Annotated in this window: 21 protein-coding genes; 7 read left to right on the top strand and 14 right to left on the bottom strand. The window is 44.9% G+C overall.

The genetic code is table 11. The annotated features are described in order from the left end of the window. Nucleotides 1-315 precede the first annotated feature (315 nt). Nucleotides 316-852 carry a gamma carbonic anhydrase family protein gene (locus LPW36_RS14945; RefSeq protein ID WP_230610930.1) on the top strand — a complete coding sequence of 179 codons (537 nt, stop codon included), beginning with the start codon at nt 316-318 and terminating at the stop codon, nt 850-852. Here LPW36_RS14945 and LPW36_RS14950 read toward each other — a convergent pair. From LPW36_RS14950 to dprA, 5 genes are all read right to left on the bottom strand, one after another. After that, complete coding sequence (locus LPW36_RS14950) at nt 849-1106, bottom strand: DUF1488 family protein (RefSeq protein WP_230610932.1); 258 nt, start codon at nt 1104-1106, stop codon at nt 849-851. The genes LPW36_RS14945 and LPW36_RS14950 overlap by 4 nt on opposite strands. Further along, nucleotides 1103-1921, bottom strand: coding sequence for a shikimate dehydrogenase (gene aroE, locus LPW36_RS14955; RefSeq protein WP_230610934.1), 819 nt, complete (start codon nt 1919-1921; stop codon nt 1103-1105). Before aroE ends, LPW36_RS14950 begins: the two co-directional genes overlap by 4 nt. Before the next feature lie 17 nt (nt 1922-1938). Further along, on the bottom strand, nt 1939-2496 hold the full coding sequence (gene tsaC, locus LPW36_RS14960) for an L-threonylcarbamoyladenylate synthase type 1 TsaC (protein WP_230610936.1): 558 nt from the start codon (nt 2494-2496) through the stop codon (nt 1939-1941). Further along, nucleotides 2489-3040, bottom strand: a complete 552-nt coding sequence (locus LPW36_RS14965) for a DNA topoisomerase family protein (protein ID WP_230610938.1) — start codon at nt 3038-3040, stop codon at nt 2489-2491. The genes tsaC and LPW36_RS14965 overlap by 8 nt, the downstream gene beginning before the upstream one ends. Before the next feature lie 76 nt (nt 3041-3116). Beyond that, the gene (gene dprA / locus LPW36_RS14970) at nt 3117-4217 is read right to left on the bottom strand and encodes a DNA-processing protein DprA (RefSeq protein ID WP_230610941.1); all 1101 of its coding nucleotides are present in this window, start codon (nt 4215-4217) and stop codon (nt 3117-3119) included. Nucleotides 4218-4511: 294 nt separating this feature from the next. On the opposite strand from dprA, the gene def reads away from it, so the two are divergent. The 5 genes from def to mscL all read left to right on the top strand — a co-directional run bounded on the left by def (nt 4512) and on the right by mscL (nt 9313). Beyond that, the gene (gene def / locus LPW36_RS14975; RefSeq protein ID WP_230610943.1) at nt 4512-5024 is read left to right on the top strand and encodes a peptide deformylase; all 513 of its coding nucleotides are present in this window, start codon (nt 4512-4514) and stop codon (nt 5022-5024) included. 42 nt (nt 5025-5066) lie between these two features. Continuing rightward, nucleotides 5067-6014, top strand: coding sequence for a methionyl-tRNA formyltransferase (gene fmt, locus LPW36_RS14980; protein ID WP_230610945.1), 948 nt, complete (start codon nt 5067-5069; stop codon nt 6012-6014). Nucleotides 6015-6084: 70 nt separating this feature from the next. After that, nucleotides 6085-7374 carry a 16S rRNA (cytosine(967)-C(5))-methyltransferase RsmB gene (gene rsmB / locus LPW36_RS14985; RefSeq protein ID WP_230610947.1) on the top strand — a complete coding sequence of 430 codons (1290 nt, stop codon included), beginning with the start codon at nt 6085-6087 and terminating at the stop codon, nt 7372-7374. Nucleotides 7375-7417: 43 nt separating this feature from the next. Beyond that, nucleotides 7418-8794, top strand: coding sequence for a Trk system potassium transporter TrkA (trkA, locus tag LPW36_RS14990; RefSeq protein WP_230610948.1), 1377 nt, complete (start codon nt 7418-7420; stop codon nt 8792-8794). A 117-nt stretch (nt 8795-8911) separates the two neighbouring features. Continuing rightward, nucleotides 8912-9313, top strand: a complete 402-nt coding sequence (mscL, locus tag LPW36_RS14995) for a large-conductance mechanosensitive channel protein MscL (RefSeq protein ID WP_230610950.1) — start codon at nt 8912-8914, stop codon at nt 9311-9313. 13 nt (nt 9314-9326) lie between these two features. Here mscL and LPW36_RS15000 read toward each other — a convergent pair whose 3' ends face one another. Both LPW36_RS15000 and zntR read right to left on the bottom strand, forming a co-directional pair. Next, nucleotides 9327-9533, bottom strand: a complete 207-nt coding sequence (locus tag LPW36_RS15000) for an alternative ribosome-rescue factor A (RefSeq protein WP_230610952.1) — start codon at nt 9531-9533, stop codon at nt 9327-9329. Between the two features lie 59 nt (nt 9534-9592). Beyond that, nucleotides 9593-10039 carry a Zn(2+)-responsive transcriptional regulator gene (zntR, locus tag LPW36_RS15005; RefSeq protein WP_230610954.1) on the bottom strand — a complete coding sequence of 149 codons (447 nt, stop codon included), beginning with the start codon at nt 10037-10039 and terminating at the stop codon, nt 9593-9595. A 156-nt stretch (nt 10040-10195) separates the two neighbouring features. On the opposite strand from zntR, the gene LPW36_RS15010 reads away from it, so the two are divergent. Next, the gene (locus tag LPW36_RS15010; protein WP_230610956.1) at nt 10196-11485 is read left to right on the top strand and encodes a tetratricopeptide repeat protein; all 1290 of its coding nucleotides are present in this window, start codon (nt 10196-10198) and stop codon (nt 11483-11485) included. 78 nt (nt 11486-11563) lie between these two features. On the opposite strand, the gene rplQ is transcribed toward LPW36_RS15010, so the two are convergent. From rplQ to secY, 7 genes are all read right to left on the bottom strand, one after another. Continuing rightward, nucleotides 11564-11953, bottom strand: a complete 390-nt coding sequence (gene rplQ, locus LPW36_RS15015; RefSeq protein ID WP_027275684.1) for a 50S ribosomal protein L17 — start codon at nt 11951-11953, stop codon at nt 11564-11566. Between the two features lie 40 nt (nt 11954-11993). Beyond that, on the bottom strand, nt 11994-12983 hold the full coding sequence (locus LPW36_RS15020; protein ID WP_029095697.1) for a DNA-directed RNA polymerase subunit alpha: 990 nt from the start codon (nt 12981-12983) through the stop codon (nt 11994-11996). A gap of 25 nt (nt 12984-13008) precedes the next feature. Beyond that, a complete protein-coding gene (gene rpsD, locus LPW36_RS15025; RefSeq protein ID WP_108900570.1) occupies nt 13009-13629 on the bottom strand; it encodes a 30S ribosomal protein S4 in 621 nt (206 codons plus the stop codon). Nucleotides 13630-13663: 34 nt separating this feature from the next. Beyond that, nucleotides 13664-14053 carry a 30S ribosomal protein S11 gene (gene rpsK, locus LPW36_RS15030; RefSeq protein ID WP_027275681.1) on the bottom strand — a complete coding sequence of 130 codons (390 nt, stop codon included), beginning with the start codon at nt 14051-14053 and terminating at the stop codon, nt 13664-13666. Between the two features lie 16 nt (nt 14054-14069). Then, on the bottom strand, nt 14070-14426 hold the full coding sequence (gene rpsM / locus LPW36_RS15035) for a 30S ribosomal protein S13 (protein ID WP_130593137.1): 357 nt from the start codon (nt 14424-14426) through the stop codon (nt 14070-14072). A gap of 162 nt (nt 14427-14588) precedes the next feature. Beyond that, nucleotides 14589-14702 (bottom strand): 50S ribosomal protein L36, encoded by a 114-nt coding sequence (gene rpmJ / locus LPW36_RS15040; protein ID WP_108900572.1) that lies wholly within the window; start codon nt 14700-14702, stop codon nt 14589-14591. Between the two features lie 33 nt (nt 14703-14735). Continuing rightward, the gene (gene secY / locus LPW36_RS15045) at nt 14736-16064 is read right to left on the bottom strand and encodes a preprotein translocase subunit SecY (protein ID WP_230610958.1); all 1329 of its coding nucleotides are present in this window, start codon (nt 16062-16064) and stop codon (nt 14736-14738) included. Between the last annotated feature and the right edge of the window lie 2 nt (nt 16065-16066).

Raw genomic sequence — 16066 nt, forward strand, 5'->3', positions numbered from 1 at the left:
GCGTATATTACGCGAATCCGTTTCAGAGTCAATGAATTCATTCACTCTTTTTGTTTCTCATTTAAGAGAGTTTCGAATCAGGATTTGTGAGTTTGCTCACATCCGTTCGATGGAGGCGCATTATAGGCATCGGATCTTTTTGCACAAGGCTTTTTTGATAAAAAGAATTCATATGCACACTTTTTACTCTACAGGCTCTATTTTAGCTCACTTTTTAAACAAAAGAAGGCAATTTTGGATCCATTTATACTAAAAGGATCTAAATCGCATAAAATAGAATGATCTACTTCTCCAATAATTCAGGATGCCATTCAAATGTCAGGTGCTATTCGTAACTATCTCCACCATTCCCCTAAAATTGGTCAACGAGTCATGATAGATCGATCCAGTCAGATCATTGGGCAGGTGACCTTAGCCGACGATTCAAACGTTTGGCCTTTAGCTGTTATTCGTGGGGACGTTAATTTTATCTCTATTGGCGCCAGAACAAATATTCAGGATGGCTGTATTTTACATGTATCCCGCGGCAATGAATCAAATCCTGATGGGCATCCTTTAATTATTGGAGACGATGTTACTGTTGGTCATGCCGCTATTCTTCATGGTTGTACCATTGGTAATAACACATTAATAGGAATGGGTGCCCGGGTACTTGATGGCGCAATTGTGGAAAATAACGTCATGGTGGGAGCAGGTAGTCTGGTCGGGCCCGGCAAACGCCTCGAAAGTGGTTATTTGTATCTGGGTAATCCAGCCCGCCAAGTTCGTCCATTAAGTGAAGCAGAAATTGCCTCATTAGCAGCTTCAGCTAAAAACTATGTCATTTTAAAAGATGAATACTTAAACGGCTAAATAACCACCCAGCCATCACTGTCGAACTCCTCATTCAAGATCATTTGTTCAAATTCGTCTTCCAAATCCCAACGATTCCGCCTGAACAGCTCAATAAACTGTTCAGGCCGTTCGGCAGAACCAAAGCGCACGCTGATAACTTCACTCCGAACACAGCAATGAACCAGAAATCCATTTACCTGTGCTTTACAAACGATCGCTTTGCGAATTGGGTCCCATTCTTCACCATCGGTAAAAATGACCGCCTGATTCACTTAGCCAGTTCCTTGCGTAACTCATCTAAAACAGGCTCAACCTTTGGCATTACACCATGCCAAAGGTTAAATGCATGGGCAGCTTGTCCCACCAGCATTCCCAAACCATCAGCATATCTTTTAGATCCATGTTCTACGGCCCATTTCAAAAATGGGGTCAGCGACGCCTGATAAAACATGTCATAACATGCCGTATTTTCGGATATTAATGATGGTGAGATAGCGGGAATATCTCCACTGATGCCGGTTGAAGTCGCATTAACGATCAGATCAAATTGATCCTCCACTAATGCATCAGATGGTTTACTGATTATGTTGCCAGACGATGAGAATAATGTGGCTAACGTTTCCGCTTTTGCATATGTACGGTTAGTAATTACTAACTCACAGCCGTGAGACATTAAAGGTAAAATTACGCCTCTGGCTGCACCACCGGCACCGATCAGTAAAACACGTGCTCCGGGTATAACCATCCCTAAACGCTGCAAATCACTCAGCAATCCAATACCATCAGTGTTATCACCTAACAGGCGGCCATCATCCAGGCGTTTTATTGTGTTGACTGCACCCGCAGAGGCCGCACGTTCAGTCAGTTCATCGCATATTGCATAAGCACGTTCTTTAAAAGGCAAAGTGATATTGGCGCCTTTTGCGCCATTGGCAAAAAATGCCCTGATTTCATCTTCAAATCTATCAAGAGACCCTGTCTGGATGGCATAACACAAATCGATCCGACAGCCCTCAGCAAAAAGATGATGAATACGCGGCGATTTACTATGAGCAATTGGATTACCAAAAACAGCAAACTGTTGCATAAAACCCCTGAAAATAATTATCCCTGTCTGTATAGTTTTCCGGTTAATACATCGCGGATTTCTGACGGTTTTTCACGACCTCCAACCAACCCTTTTAATACCGGAAAGTTATCACCAAACTGCTGCTGAACACATTGCTCCGTTTTACAGGGCTCCAATCCACTCAAATTAGCGCTGGTTGAAACCAGAGGTTTACCAAATGTCTGGCAAAGTTCCCTCACCAGTGAGTGGTCACTAACTCTGACTGCCAGAGAGCTAAACTTTCCGGTCAACCATTTAGGTGTAGAAGGTCGCGCCGGTATTACCCAGGTTACAGGCCCGGGCCAACTGGAAAACATGGTTGCTTTTTGTTCAGCAGTTAATTGGGTGTCATCGATATAAGGCTGTAATTGCTCATAATTTGCGGCAATCAGTATTAGCCCTTTCTCCCATGAACGCTGTTTTAATTGCAGAAGATGTTCCACTGCCGATTGACCGTCTGGATCGCAACCTAACCCAAATACGGCTTCTGTTGGATAAGCAACAACCTGCTGCTGCTGAAGTTGCTCTACTATAAACTCTAAATTATCAGTCATCTTTCTCTGTCGATACTTCTTTACCGCACACTTTACTTGCACAAAACAGGCGATTTCCTCTGGAGGTGCGTTTTTCCATCAAAAGAGGATAGCTGCATATTGGGCAGATTCCAGCTACCGGCGTATGATTAAGCGCAAACTGACATTCAGGATAACGATCGCAGGCATGGAAAACCTTACCATAGCGAGACTTTCGCTGTAGCAACTTTCCTTGTTTACACTGAGGGCAGCCAATTTGAGTTTCATCAGGCTTATCGATCACCGCAATATATTCACAATCAGGATAACTACTGCAACCAATGAACATACCATAACGCCCCTGACGCAATACCAACGTTTCACCACATTGAGGGCAACTCTGTCCTTCCAAAACTTTGACGATATGACCATCGTTTTGCGGCGTCAATAAGTGAATATAGGTACATTCAGGATAGCGAGAGCATCCCTGAAATGGTCCCTGCTTTCCCGTGCGAATAACTAATGGCGCACCACACTCGGGACAGAGCTCTTCACTTTTTCCTGTAAACAATGCTGTTTTGCTCATAGCCTCACTGCCAATCGTTTCAAGCCGGTTAATCTCTACAGTCTACCTGATTAAAACCATTTTTATATCCCCTTGTTTAGCGAGCTCTGATATATCCGCCCTGAACCACCTGTACTGCACCGGATAATTCCAACTCAAGCAGTTGGATCATCACTTCAGTAACCGGTAATGACATTTTCTCCGCAATAAGATCAACAGAAACCGGCTGATGGTTAACATGGGAATACAGCGGTGAATCCACCAGCGGGCAATCCGAACTAAGCAGCAAAGGCACAGGTTCAACCAAAGTCTCTGACGATAGTGGTGCAATCCAGCACAAAGAACTGTTAAGGTTTTCAATAATATCTTCCGGTTGAGCAACCAGCAGTGCTCCTTGTTGAATCAGACTATGCGTTCCCTCACTATTACGACTATCTAATGGGCCTGGAATCGCAAATACTTCCCGCCCCTGTTCCAGGGCATATTTTGCCGTAATCAGCGAACCGCTACGCAATCCAGCCTCGATAACTAATACCCCCAGACTAAGTCCACTGATAATTCGGTTTCGTCGGGGAAAATACTCAGCCCTTGGCGATTCAAACGGTAAAAATTCAGAAACCAGCGTTCCCTGATTTTCTAATATCTTTTGAGCTAATCCCAGATGGCCTCTGGGATGGAGTCTGGCAAGCCCACTTCCCAAAACGGCTATGGTAATTCCCCCGGCAGCCAAAGCCCCCTGATGGCTAATGCCATCAATACCTACCGCTAAACCACTGGTGATGACCATTCCACTGGCTGCCAACTGTTGAGAAAAATAACTGGCCCAAACCTGGCCATAACGGCTGTAATGTCGGCTACCCACTATCGCCAATTGAGGTTTGGTCAAATTACTTCGTTCTCCCCTGACGAATAAAACCAATGGGGCAGAGGAAATATTTCGTAAAAGGTCCGGGTATTCAGGATCAAGATAGGTAACTAAATGGCAATCTTCCCCCTCCAGCCACCTAAGATTTCTGGTTAATTGAAACTTATCTACCTGCGAAAAGGCTTCTGTTTGCTCACGGCTAAAGCCCAGTAATGGCAAAAGTCGCTCATTAAAAACCAGCTGTGATGGCTCTACATTTCTTAGCCGTCTGATATAAGGGAGTTTTTGCCCCGATATCATCAGCAATCTTAGCCACCACTCGTCCCTTTCCATTTAATTACCTGCATCACTCAATCAGCCCGTTTATCAGATTAAAATGAAAAATTATCAAAACCGAGCACCAAAATGACCTATTTCGGCAATGTTCCCATTAATCTGATAACAACATTCCTCCATACAACTAAATTTCCCAATAAAGTTCGCATTTCTGAACGTTAAATATCCAGCAAACCCGCTGCCATCAGGTTATCTATCACTTCAATAGCTGACTGATACTGTCAATCATCACCGGAAAGGTCTAGAATATAAGCATGATATTTTACCCATTAATTGGTGATTTAAAGAGATATGGCAGTATTACCTGTATTACATTTTCCCGATGAAAGACTACGCATCAAAGCCAAACCGGTTGAGGAAGTTACGCCAGAAATCCAGCAGATCGTCGATGATATGCTGGAGACTATGTATGCCGAAGAAGGTATAGGCCTTGCTGCAACGCAAGTTAATATCCATCAGCGTATTATCGTGATTGATATTTCGGAAAATCGTAACGAACATTTCGTCATTATTAATCCTGAAGTACTGGAAAAATCTGGTGAAACAGGTATTGAGGAAGGTTGTCTTTCCGTACCGGAATCACGAGGATTTGTACCTCGTGCAGAGCAGATTAAAATCCGTGCTTTAGATCGCGATGGAAAACCGTTTGAATTAGAAGCGGATGACCTGCTGGCCATCTGTATTCAGCATGAGATGGACCATCTGGAAGGTAAACTGTTTGTTGACTACCTTTCTCCGCTTAAGCGCCAGAGAATCCGCCAGAAATTAGAAAAAATTGCCCGGCAGGAAGCTCGTTCACAGTAATAGTGTGGCAACCTAATCCATCAGATACGGTAGGAAATTGTAGTGTCTCAACCTTTGCGAATTATTTTTGCCGGCACCCCTGATTTTGCGGCGCGTCATCTGGACGCGCTGCTTTCCTCTCACCATCAGATTGTTGGTGTATTCACTCAGCCCGACCGCCCAGCCGGCAGAGGCAACAAGCTGACGCCAGGTCCGGTTAAACAACTGGCCGAACAGCATGATATTCCGGTATTTCAGCCAAAATCATTGCGTCCGGAAGAAAACCAGCGGTTAGTTGCGCAACTTAATGCTGATGTCATGGTGGTGGTTGCCTATGGCTTGATCCTGCCTCTGGCTGTATTAAACATGCCGAGATTAGGCTGTATCAATGTGCATGGTTCACTCTTGCCTCGCTGGCGCGGTGCGGCCCCCATTCAGCGTTCATTATGGGCTGGAGACAGTGAAACAGGTATCACCATCATGCAAATGGATGAAGGGCTGGATACCGGTGATATGTTATACAAGCTAACTTGCCCTATCTTACCTGAAGATACCAGCGCCACACTGTATGACAAGCTGGCCAGCCTGGGCCCTGAAGGTTTACTGAATACTCTGGCGGCATTATCAGAAGGTACGATCAAAGCAGAAAAGCAGGATGATGCATTGGCTAACTACGCTGATAAGTTGAGCAAGGAAGAGGCCAAACTTGACTGGTCACTCTCAGCAGCCCAGTTAGAACGCTGTATTCGTGCTTTTAATCCCTGGCCTGTCAGCTACTTCATCATTGACGATCAGCCAATAAAAGTCTGGGCGGCTGATGTGATTGAAGGTAATAGTCAGGCAGAGCCTGGTACCATTCTTGAAGCCGGTAAATCAGGCATTCAGATTGCTACCGCTCAAGGTATTTTGAATATCACACAGCTTCAACCTGCCGGTAAAAAAGCAATGTCCGCTCAGGATTTGCTCAATTCTCGCCGGGAGTGGTTTATTTCAGGTCAACGATTAACCTGATTTCAGGTGCTGGTCATCCTGACCAGCACAGCTATGAATAGCCTAATAATGGCTCGGTCCACTTTTTTTTATGAATAACAAATATAATCTTCGGGCTATTGCTGCCAGTGCTATTAGTCAGGTTCTGGATAAGGGACAATCCCTCAGTACGGCACTTCCTGAATATCAAAAAAACATTTCAGATAAAGATAAATCACTATTGCAGGAACTCTGCTTTGGTACGCTACGCGTTCTGCCTGAACTCGAATGGTATGTACAGCAGCTCATGGCAAAAGTGATGACCGGCAAGCAAAGACCATTACACTATCTGTTAATGGTTGGTCTTTATCAGCTGCTCTATACCCGAATTCCTGCTCATGCCGCCGTCGCAGAAACAGTGAATGGGGCAATTGTGCTGAAACGCCCTCAAATGAAAGGTCTAATTAATGGTGTAATGCGTCAGTTTCAACGTCAGCAGCAAATTATGACCGAGCAATTTCAATCTCAAAATGGTCGTTTTTTGCATCCCGGGTGGCTTTTACAACGAATACAGCTCGCCTATCCACAGCAGTGGGAAGCCATTGTTGATGCTAACAATCAAAAACCACCAATGTGGCTACGGGTCAACCGCCAACATCATTCGCGTGAACAATATCTGCAATTATTACAACTGGCAGGTATTGAGGCATTTCCCCATCCTGATTACCCGGACGCTTTACGTTTAGCTGTTCCTTGTTCTGTTACGCTTTTACCTGGCTTTGAACAGGGTTGGGTAACCGTTCAGGATGCATCTGCTCAGGGTTGCGTTTCTCTTCTCGAACCACAAAATGGCGAGGTTATTCTGGATCTGTGCGCTGCTCCGGGCGGAAAAACCACTCATATACTGGAAGCGGCGCCGGAAGCTAAGGTTATTGCTGTTGATGTCGATGAAAATCGCCTGAAGCGCGTTACAGAAAACCTGATTCGTTTAAACCAACAGGCAACCGTTATCATCGGTGATGGACGCGAACCACAAGCCTGGAGTAATGGCCAAATATACGACCGCATTCTATTAGATGCACCATGTTCAGCCACCGGTGTGATTCGACGTCACCCGGATATCAAGTGGTTACGCCGCAACAGCGATATTGATGAATTGGTCACGTTACAAAAAGAGATTATTAATGCTATCTGGCCGCAATTAAAATCTGGTGGAACCATGATTTATGCAACCTGCTCAATTCTTCCGGAAGAAAACAGATTGCAGATTGATGATTTTATCCAAAATCATACTGATGCTAAATTGGTGGATATTGGTGATACACAATCGTCTTATCGGCAAAATTTACCATCATCAGATGGTGGTGACGGATTTTTTTATGCCAAACTGATAAAGGCATAAGCTAAGTCAGTAAAAATATCTTTGGCGCTAAAAAGAGAAAAAAATGAAAATTATCATTCTCGGTGCAGGTCAGGTTGGTGGCACACTGGCAGAAAACCTGGTTGGTGAAAATAATGATATTACTCTGGTTGATAATAATATTGTTCGTTTACGCCAATTGCAGGATAAATTTGACCTGCGTGTAGTACAAGGGCATGCCTGCCATCCCCGGGTATTACGTGAAGCCGGAGCAGATGATGCTGATATGTTAGTTGCCGTCACTAACTCAGACGAAATTAATATGGTGGCCTGCCAGATTGCTTATTCATTGTTTAATACCCCAAATCGCATCGCCCGTATTCGTTCACCTGAATATATTCGTGAAGAAGACAAGCTGTTTGAGCCTGAAGTTATTCCTGTTGACCACATAATTTCACCTGAGCAGTTGGTTACGGATTACGTGTATAAGTTGGTTGAATATCCCGGTGCTTTGCAGGTAGTTAATTTTGCAGAAGGTAAAGTCAGTATTGCTGGCGTTAATGCCTATTATGGCGGCCCATTAGTGGGAAATGCATTATCTTCTCTGCGCGAACATATGCCCCATATTGAAACTCGCGTGGCGGCAATATTCCGTCAGGATCGTCCAATTCGCCCACAGGCCTCCACCATTATTGAAGCCGGTGATGAAGTGTTCTTCGTTGCTGCCTCTGAAAATATTCGCGCAGTAATGAGTGAATTACAGCGTCTGGAAAAGCCCTACAAGCGATTAATGATTGTTGGCGGCGGTAACGTAGGGGCCGGTCTCGCCAAGCGTTTAGAGAAAGACTACAGCGTCAAACTTATCGAACGGGATGCAGAACGCGCAGCTGAATTAGCTGAAATACTACAAGATACCGTGGTGTTTTGTGGCGATGCATCGGATCAGGAATTACTGTCAGAAGAGCATATTGAACAAGTAGATCTGTTTATAGCCCTGACCAATGATGACGAAGCCAATATCATGTCGGCGATGCTGGCTAAGCGTCTGGGTGCCAAAAAGGTCATTGTTCTCATTCAACGCCATGCTTATATCGATCTGGTTCAGGGCAGCGTCATTGATATTGCAGTTTCTCCCCAGCAGGCCACTATTTCTGCGCTGCTGGGACACGTAAGAAAAGCGGATATTGTTAGTGTCTCCACTTTGCGCCGAGGGGTAGCTGAAGCGATAGAAGCCATTGCCCATGGGGATGAAACCACCTCTAAAGTTGTTGGCCGCCAGCTTGAAAATATCAAGTTACCGCCGGGAACCACCATCGGGGCTCTGGTTCGTGGGAACGATGTAATTATTGCTGACAGAGCGACAGTTATTGAGCAGGGCGATCACGTAATTATGTTCCTGGCGGACAAAAAATATATTTCGGATGTTGAACGGCTATTCCAACCCAGCCCGTTCTTCCTCTGATAACTCGGGGCCTTCTGACTGGAAAAGTCAATAAGCCTATATTCTTCCTCATTTATCTGGAAAAATGTGGATCGATTGTTACGCTTATAACACACGTTGAATTAAAGGTAATTGAATATGAGTCTGCTTAAAGAATTTCGCGAATTCGCAATGCGCGGTAATGTTGTTGACCTGGCTGTTGGTGTCATTATTGGTGCAGCATTTGGTAAAATCGTATCGTCACTGGTATCAGATATCATCATGCCGCCATTGGGATTATTAATTGGTGGAATAGATTTTAAGCAATTTGAGTGGGTACTACGTTCTGCACAGGGAGAAACGCCTGCCGTTGTAATGCATTACGGTGTTTTCATTCAGAATATTTTTGATTTTATTATTGTTGCCTTCGCAATCTTTATGGCAATTAAACTGATGAATAAGGTACGTCGTGAGCAACCGCCAGCTACACCACCGGCACCAACAACAGAAGAAAAACTGTTAACTGATATTCGCGACATTTTAAAACAACAACAAAAATAGAACCGAACGTAAATTAACAGAAGGCTGGAGATAAAAAGACGCTTTGCATCACTTTATCTCCAGCCTCCCGCACTATTTTCCCCGCATGTTTTGACTTACGTTGATAACTCCCTTTCCCTTTCATATTCTTTTCTATACGTTGCCGAAACAACGGATCATATAATAATGCCTGTAACGCATTATCCTGAATGGTTCCTTTTTGATGCTGATACTTCGCCATAACAACCTCACTTATAATATACTGGCTATAAAACGAGCGCATAATAATACACAAATGTTTTATTGCCTACTGGTTCTTAAATCTATCCATGGCAACTCATTTGTTGCACCATATTCTAATGCTTCCAGAATAGAACAATAAGCGCTGCTATGAGCACTACCACAACAGGCATCACTTAATCTCTGTAATGATACGCGCATATATTCCAACTCTTTTAGTTTCTTCTCCACCTCATCCAGCCGTGCTTGCACAATAGACTTAGATTCCTGACAAGTATGTTGCTCAGGCTCGACACGAATAGAAAGTAGCTCCGCAATAGATTCCAGCGTAAAACCCAGCTGTTTAGCATAGCGAATAAACTTAAGCCGTTGCAGATCCTGCTCGGTATAAAGACGATAACCGCCTTCAGAGCGGATATCATGCGACATCATGCTCTGTTTTTCATAATAACGAATGGTATCTGGCGTAACACCGGCCAACTTTGCCAACTGTCCGATACGGTACATTATGTATTCCCCCTTCTTATCGTCAATTTCTATCCCACATGTTAAAATAAAAGGATATATATAGAATACCACTAACCCACTTCCGGCGTTTTGAAAAAGAATTCTCTTTATAAAGTTGCCTTGTAAGTGTCAGATAATTCAAATATGAGGTATCACATGCGCCCTGTTCAAAATAACAGACGCTCTGCCGATTTAATTGCAAAACAAGAGCAGCAGTTTCATCAGCTTGCCGGTCAATTTCAGGAAGCTATGCGAAAAGCTGATTACCAAAAAGGTAAAGAGCTTGCTGAAGCCACACTGAGAATAATGCCTCGCAATCAAGATGTTCAGGCCAGTTATGCACTTTGTTTAATGCGTACCGGTGAATATGATAAATCATATAAGCTTTATAAGCGTCTTCTGAAAACTGCACCTCTGAATCAACTACCTTCCACTATGATTGATGGATTAACAGAGGTTTGTGGCTGGTTAGAACGACCGGAGGAAGTGCGTCGCTATGGTCTGATGTCGCTCGAAGAAGCCGATAAAATCTTTAGCGCAGGAAAAGCTTATCCACTACCAGCGGGCAATCCACCTCCGTTTAATCCAAATAATCCACAGGAAAACGTTATCTCTTTCACGTTATTTGGTGCAGCACCTCGTTATTGCGAAGCGGCCGTAATGAACGCGATTGTCAGTAAAGACCTGTTCCCAGGCTGGGAATGCCGTTTTTATCTGGATGATACCGTTCCTCAGGGTGTTCAGGAGCGCCTTAGCAAAGCTGGCGCAAACGTTATAAAAGTAGATGATGAAACTCGTCAGACACTCCCTGCCCTGATGTGGCGTTTTCTGGTCGTGGATGACCCTAAAGTTAAACGCTATATTATCCGCGACGCTGATTCACTGCTTTCTGAACGTGAGCAAGCTGCCGTAAATGAATGGATCAACAGCGATTGCTGGTATCACCATATTCGTGATTATTTTACCCATTCAGAACTGATTCTTGCCGGGTTATGGGGTGGATGCCACAATGAGAATCTTCCTTCCATTATTGATGCTACTCGTGAATATCTAAGCCAGCAGGAAGCACATAAGCGTTTTGTCGATCAGTATTTCTTACGTCAATATATCTGGCCTACGGTCAGACAAAGCATTCTTTCCCATGATGATATTTTTGGCTTTCATCATGCTAAACCATTCCCTGCTCATCCACCTATTCGCTGGAAAACCAATAAATTCCATGTAGGTAGTAATGCCAGCTACCAGCGTGCTGAAGTTAGCAGTAAGCTGGCTGATGGAGAAGTACAGGCATGGGAATTGATAGATGAAAACGGCATCAGACAGTCTGAGTATCGTTCAGTAGTACATAATGGCGTCTGGGAAGAATTTCTTCCATTCTTCATATTAGATCAGATTAACGACAAAAAATTGACGGTCCGAAATATCAATACGTCAGAGAAAGCATAATTCAAAAGAGTTTGATGTAATAAGTATAAGACGTAAAAAAGCCGGGATAAACCCGGCTTTTTCTTTCAGCAACAAATATTACTCTGCTGCTGCTTCTTCTGGAGCTTTTTCTGCACGGTCAACCAGCTCGATGTAAGCCATCGGAGCGTTATCACCTGCACGGAAGCCACACTTCAGAATACGAGTGTAACCACCTGCGCGGCTCGCAAAACGCGGGCCAAGCTCATTAAACAGTTTTGCCACGATCTCGTTATCACGAGTACGGGCGAATGCCAGACGACGGTTAGCAACGCTGTCGGCCTTAGCAAGTGTAATCAGTGGTTCAACCACGCGACGCAGTTCTTTCGCTTTAGGCAGAGTCGTCTTGATGATCTCATGACGAACTAAAGAACCTGCCATGTTACGAAACATAGCTTGGCGATGACTGCTGTTGCGGTTCAGTTGACGTCCACTCTTACGATGGCGCATGACCTTATCCTTCTCAGTAAAACCTTAACCTGTGATCCGGTTACTCGTCAGCAATGCTAGCTGGTGGCCAGTTTTCCAGGCGCATGCCCAGAGACAAACCACGAGATGCAAGCACGTCTTTAATCTCAGTAAGAGATTTTTTACCCAAGTTAGGAGTTTTTAACAACTCAACTTCGGTACGCTGTACCAGATCACCGATGTAGTGGATAGCTTCTGCCTTGAGGCAGTTAGCGGAGCGGACAGTCAGTTCCAGATCGTCAACAGGGCGTAGCAAGATCGGATCGAACTCTGGCTTCTCTTCTTTAACTTCTGGCTGACGTACATCACGTAAGTCAACGAAAGCTTCAAGTTGTTCAGCCAGGATGGTTGCCGCACGACGGATTGATTCTTCCGGATCAATCGTACCGTTAGTTTCCATCTCGATGACCAGCTTATCCAAGTCAGTACGCTGTTCTACACGCGCTGCTTCAACATTGTAGGCAATACGCTCTACCGGGCTGTAGCATGCGTCAACCAACAGACGACCAATTGGACGCTCATCTTCTTCCGTATGAATACGGGCAGAAGCCGGCACATAACCACGACCACGCTGAACTTTGATACGCATACTAATAGACGCGTTTTCATCAGTCAGATGGCAGATCAAGTGCTGAGGTTTGACGACTTCAACATCCCCATCATGGGTAATGTCGGCTGCAGTCACAGGGCCAATGCCAGACTTATTCAAGCTAAGAATAACTTCATCTTTACCATGAACTTTCACCGCCAGCCCTTTCAGGTTGAGCAGGATTTCCAGGATATCTTCCTGTACGCCTTCTTTGGTGCTGTACTCATGTAGTACACCATCAATCTCAACTTCAGTTACCGCACAACCCGGCATTGATGAAAGCAGAATGCGGCGCAGTGCGTTACCTAAAGTATGGCCGAAGCCACGCTCTAACGGCTCAAGGGTCACCTTAGCGTGCGTCGAACTCACTTGCTCGATATCTACCAGGCGTGGTTTTAGAAACTCTGTCACAGAACCCTGCATTGTGTCCTCTCTTTGGTACTAAACTTTACTTAGAGTAAAGTTCGACGATCAGGTGTTCGTTAATGTCCGCAGACAGATCGGAGCGCTCTGGATTACGTTTGAAAACGCCTTCCATCTTAGCAGCATCAACTTCGATCCAAGTCGGCTTTTCGCGCTGTTCAAACAGCTCTAAAGCGGCTTTAACACGAGATTGCTTTTTCGCTTTCTCACGTACGCTGACTACGTCATTCGGAGATACCTGAAAAGAAGCGATGTTAACAACGCGACCATTAACCATTACGGCTTTGTGGCTAACTAACTGACGTGCTTCTGCACGAGTAGCGCCGAAGCCCATACGGTAAACCACATTGTCCAAGCGACCTTCTAAAAGCTGCAGCAGGTTTTCACCTGTGTTGCCTTTCAGGCGCGTTGCTTCTTTATAATAATTACGGAACTGACGCTCAAGAACACCGTAAATACGACGAACTTTTTGCTTCTCACGTAACTGTACACCATAGTCAGACAGACGTGGCTTACGCGCACCATGCTGACCAGGAGCTTGTTCAATTTTACACTTGGTATCGATCGCGCGAACGCCAGACTTAAGGAATAAGTCGGTGCCTTCACGACGGCTAAGCTTGAGCTTAGGACCCAAATATCTTGCCATTTTCTTTCTCCAACAATCCTAGAAACCGTGGCGATTAAACGCGACGTTTCTTAGGAGGACGACAACCGTTGTGAGGAATCGGAGTCACATCAGTAATATTAGTGATGCGGAAACCAGCCGCGTTTAATGCGCGGATAGTAGACTCACGACCGGGACCTGGGCCTTTAACCATAACTTCCAGATTCTTAATTCCATACTCTTTTACTGCTTCTGCGCAGCGCTCTGCCGCAACTTGCGCAGCAAATGGAGTGGATTTACGAGAACCACGGAAGCCGGAACCACCAGCTGTTGCCCAACCCAATGCATTACCTTGACGATCGGTAATAGTCACAATGGTGTTGTTAAAAGAAGCATGGATATGAGCCATACCGTCAGAAACTTGTTTTCTTACACGCTTACGTGCACGAACAGGTGCTTTTGCCATTATTCAATCACCCCGATTATTTCTTGATCGGTTTACGCGGACCCTTACGGGTACGGGCGTTAGTCTTGGTACGCTGACCGCGAACCGGTAGACCACGACGATGACGTACACCACGATAACAACCAAGGTCCATCAGACGCTTGATGCTCATGGTAACTTCACGACGTAGATCACCTTCAACAACGTACTTGGCAACTTCGTCACGCAGCTTGTCAATTTGCTCTTCAGACAGTTCACTGATCTTAACATTTTCAGCAATACCAGACGCTACACAGATAGCCTGTGAACGGGTTTTGCCGATACCGAAGATCGCAGTTAATGCGATAACAGTATGTTTATGATCAGGAATGTTAATGCCTGCTATACGGGCCACTATGCACTCCTACAATAAAATAAGGCAACATTACTCTGAAAAGCCCGTTTTCAGGATACTCAAATAATGTTGCTGTCTTACACAAAAGATTGGCTGGCTAATCTAGCCAGCTCAATCACACTTTGCAAGAAAAATATGTCAAAACTTTAACATTAACAACAATCAGCCTTGACGCTGTTTGTGTTTAGCTTCAACGCAAATCACGCGAACAACGCCGTGGCGTTTGATGATTTTGCAGTTACGACATAACTTCTTGACGGAAGCACGAACTTTCATTTTAACTCTCCGTAACTTCTCAAGCTAGCTGAATTAACGGCCATAGCCTTTCAGATTTGCTTTCTTCAATGCAGACTCATACTGACTCGACATCATCAGAGTTTGCACTTGAGCCATAAAGTCCATGATGACGACAACGACGATAAGTAGTGAAGTACCACCAAAGTTGAAAGGTACTTTCATTGCGTCACGCATAAACTCCGGGATCAGGCAGATAAAGGTAATGTACATAGCACCAACAAAGGTTAACCGAGTCATTACTTTATCGATATATTTAGCCGTTTGCTCTCCCGGACGAATCCCTGGTACAAACGCACCGGACTTCTTCAGGTTATCTGCTGTTTCACGAGGGTTAAAAACCAACGCTGTATAGAAGAAACAGAAGAATATGATCGCGGTCGCATAGAGTAACACATAAAGTGGCTGTCCGGGTTGCAAATACATAGAAATAGTTGTCAACCAGTTCCAACCAGTACCACCACCGAACCATGAGGCTATTGTCGCAGGGAACAGAATGATACTTGAAGCAAAAATTGCAGGTATTACACCGGCCATATTCACTTTCAACGGTAAATGGGTACTTTGTGCAGCATAAACGCGGCGCCCCTGTTGACGTTTAGCATAGTTAACGACGATACGACGTTGACCACGTTCAACGAATACAACAAAGAAGGTAACTGCGAATACTAAAACCGCAACCAACAGCAGCAGAAGAACATGTAAGTCACCCTGCCGGGCCTGCTCGATAGTCTGTCCAATAGCAGGAGGTAAACCAGCAACAATACCTGCGAAAATGATGATAGAAATACCGTTACCGATACCTCTTTCAGTCACCTGCTCACCCAGCCACATCAGGAACATGGTTCCCGTCACTAAGCTCACAACCGCGGTAAAGTAGAACGCAAAGCCTGGATTGATTACCAGACCCGGCATTCCCATATTCGGCAAGCCGGTAGCAATACCGACTGACTGGAATATGGCCAGAACCAACGTACCATATCGAGTGTACTGGCTAATCTTACGACGGCCAGACTCGCCCTCTTTCTTCAATTCCGCTAACTTAGGATGAACCACCGTTAACAGTTGCACGATAATCGACGCCGAAATGTACGGCATAATACCGAGCGCGAAGACAGAAGCACGACTGAGGGCACCACCAGAGAACATGTTAAACATGTCAATGATGGTGCCTCTCTGCTCTTCGACTAACTTAGCAAGCACAGTGGCGTCAATACCAGGAATCGGAATAAAAGAGCCGATACGGAACACGATCAGAGCACCGACAACAAATAAGAGTCTGCGCTTAAGCTCGCCTATTCCGCCTTTTGCACTTTGAAAATCTAATCCTGGTTGCTTAGCCATCT

Origin of the sequence: Limnobaculum eriocheiris (genome assembly GCF_021010575.1) — a bacterium.
Lineage (GTDB): Bacteria > Pseudomonadota > Gammaproteobacteria > Enterobacterales > Enterobacteriaceae > Limnobaculum > Limnobaculum eriocheiris.

What these genes read in the sequence shown, in the direction of transcription:
- LPW36_RS14945 (WP_230610930.1), top strand. Translation starts at nt 316, where the DNA reads ATGTCAGGTGCTATTCGTAACTATCTCCACCATTCCCCTAAAATTGGT.
- aroE (WP_230610934.1), bottom strand. Translation starts at nt 1,921, where the DNA reads ATGCAACAGTTTGCTGTTTTTGGTAATCCAATTGCTCATAGTAAATCG.
- tsaC (WP_230610936.1), bottom strand. Translation starts at nt 2,496, where the DNA reads ATGACTGATAATTTAGAGTTTATAGTAGAGCAACTTCAGCAGCAGCAG.
- LPW36_RS14965 (WP_230610938.1), bottom strand. Translation starts at nt 3,040, where the DNA reads ATGAGCAAAACAGCATTGTTTACAGGAAAAAGTGAAGAGCTCTGTCCC.
- dprA (WP_230610941.1), bottom strand. Translation starts at nt 4,217, where the DNA reads ATGGAAAGGGACGAGTGGTGGCTAAGATTGCTGATGATATCGGGGCAA.
- def (WP_230610943.1), top strand. Translation starts at nt 4,512, where the DNA reads ATGGCAGTATTACCTGTATTACATTTTCCCGATGAAAGACTACGCATC.
- rsmB (WP_230610947.1), top strand. Translation starts at nt 6,085, where the DNA reads ATGAATAACAAATATAATCTTCGGGCTATTGCTGCCAGTGCTATTAGT.
- trkA (WP_230610948.1), top strand. Translation starts at nt 7,418, where the DNA reads ATGAAAATTATCATTCTCGGTGCAGGTCAGGTTGGTGGCACACTGGCA.
- mscL (WP_230610950.1), top strand. Translation starts at nt 8,912, where the DNA reads ATGAGTCTGCTTAAAGAATTTCGCGAATTCGCAATGCGCGGTAATGTT.
- LPW36_RS15000 (WP_230610952.1), bottom strand. Translation starts at nt 9,533, where the DNA reads ATGGCGAAGTATCAGCATCAAAAAGGAACCATTCAGGATAATGCGTTA.
- zntR (WP_230610954.1), bottom strand. Translation starts at nt 10,039, where the DNA reads ATGTACCGTATCGGACAGTTGGCAAAGTTGGCCGGTGTTACGCCAGAT.
- LPW36_RS15010 (WP_230610956.1), top strand. Translation starts at nt 10,196, where the DNA reads ATGCGCCCTGTTCAAAATAACAGACGCTCTGCCGATTTAATTGCAAAA.
- rplQ (WP_027275684.1), bottom strand. Translation starts at nt 11,953, where the DNA reads ATGCGCCATCGTAAGAGTGGACGTCAACTGAACCGCAACAGCAGTCAT.
- LPW36_RS15020 (WP_029095697.1), bottom strand. Translation starts at nt 12,983, where the DNA reads ATGCAGGGTTCTGTGACAGAGTTTCTAAAACCACGCCTGGTAGATATC.
- rpsD (WP_108900570.1), bottom strand. Translation starts at nt 13,629, where the DNA reads ATGGCAAGATATTTGGGTCCTAAGCTCAAGCTTAGCCGTCGTGAAGGC.
- rpsK (WP_027275681.1), bottom strand. Translation starts at nt 14,053, where the DNA reads ATGGCAAAAGCACCTGTTCGTGCACGTAAGCGTGTAAGAAAACAAGTT.
- rpmJ (WP_108900572.1), bottom strand. Translation starts at nt 14,702, where the DNA reads ATGAAAGTTCGTGCTTCCGTCAAGAAGTTATGTCGTAACTGCAAAATC.
- secY (WP_230610958.1), bottom strand. Translation starts at nt 16,064, where the DNA reads ATGGCTAAGCAACCAGGATTAGATTTTCAAAGTGCAAAAGGCGGAATA.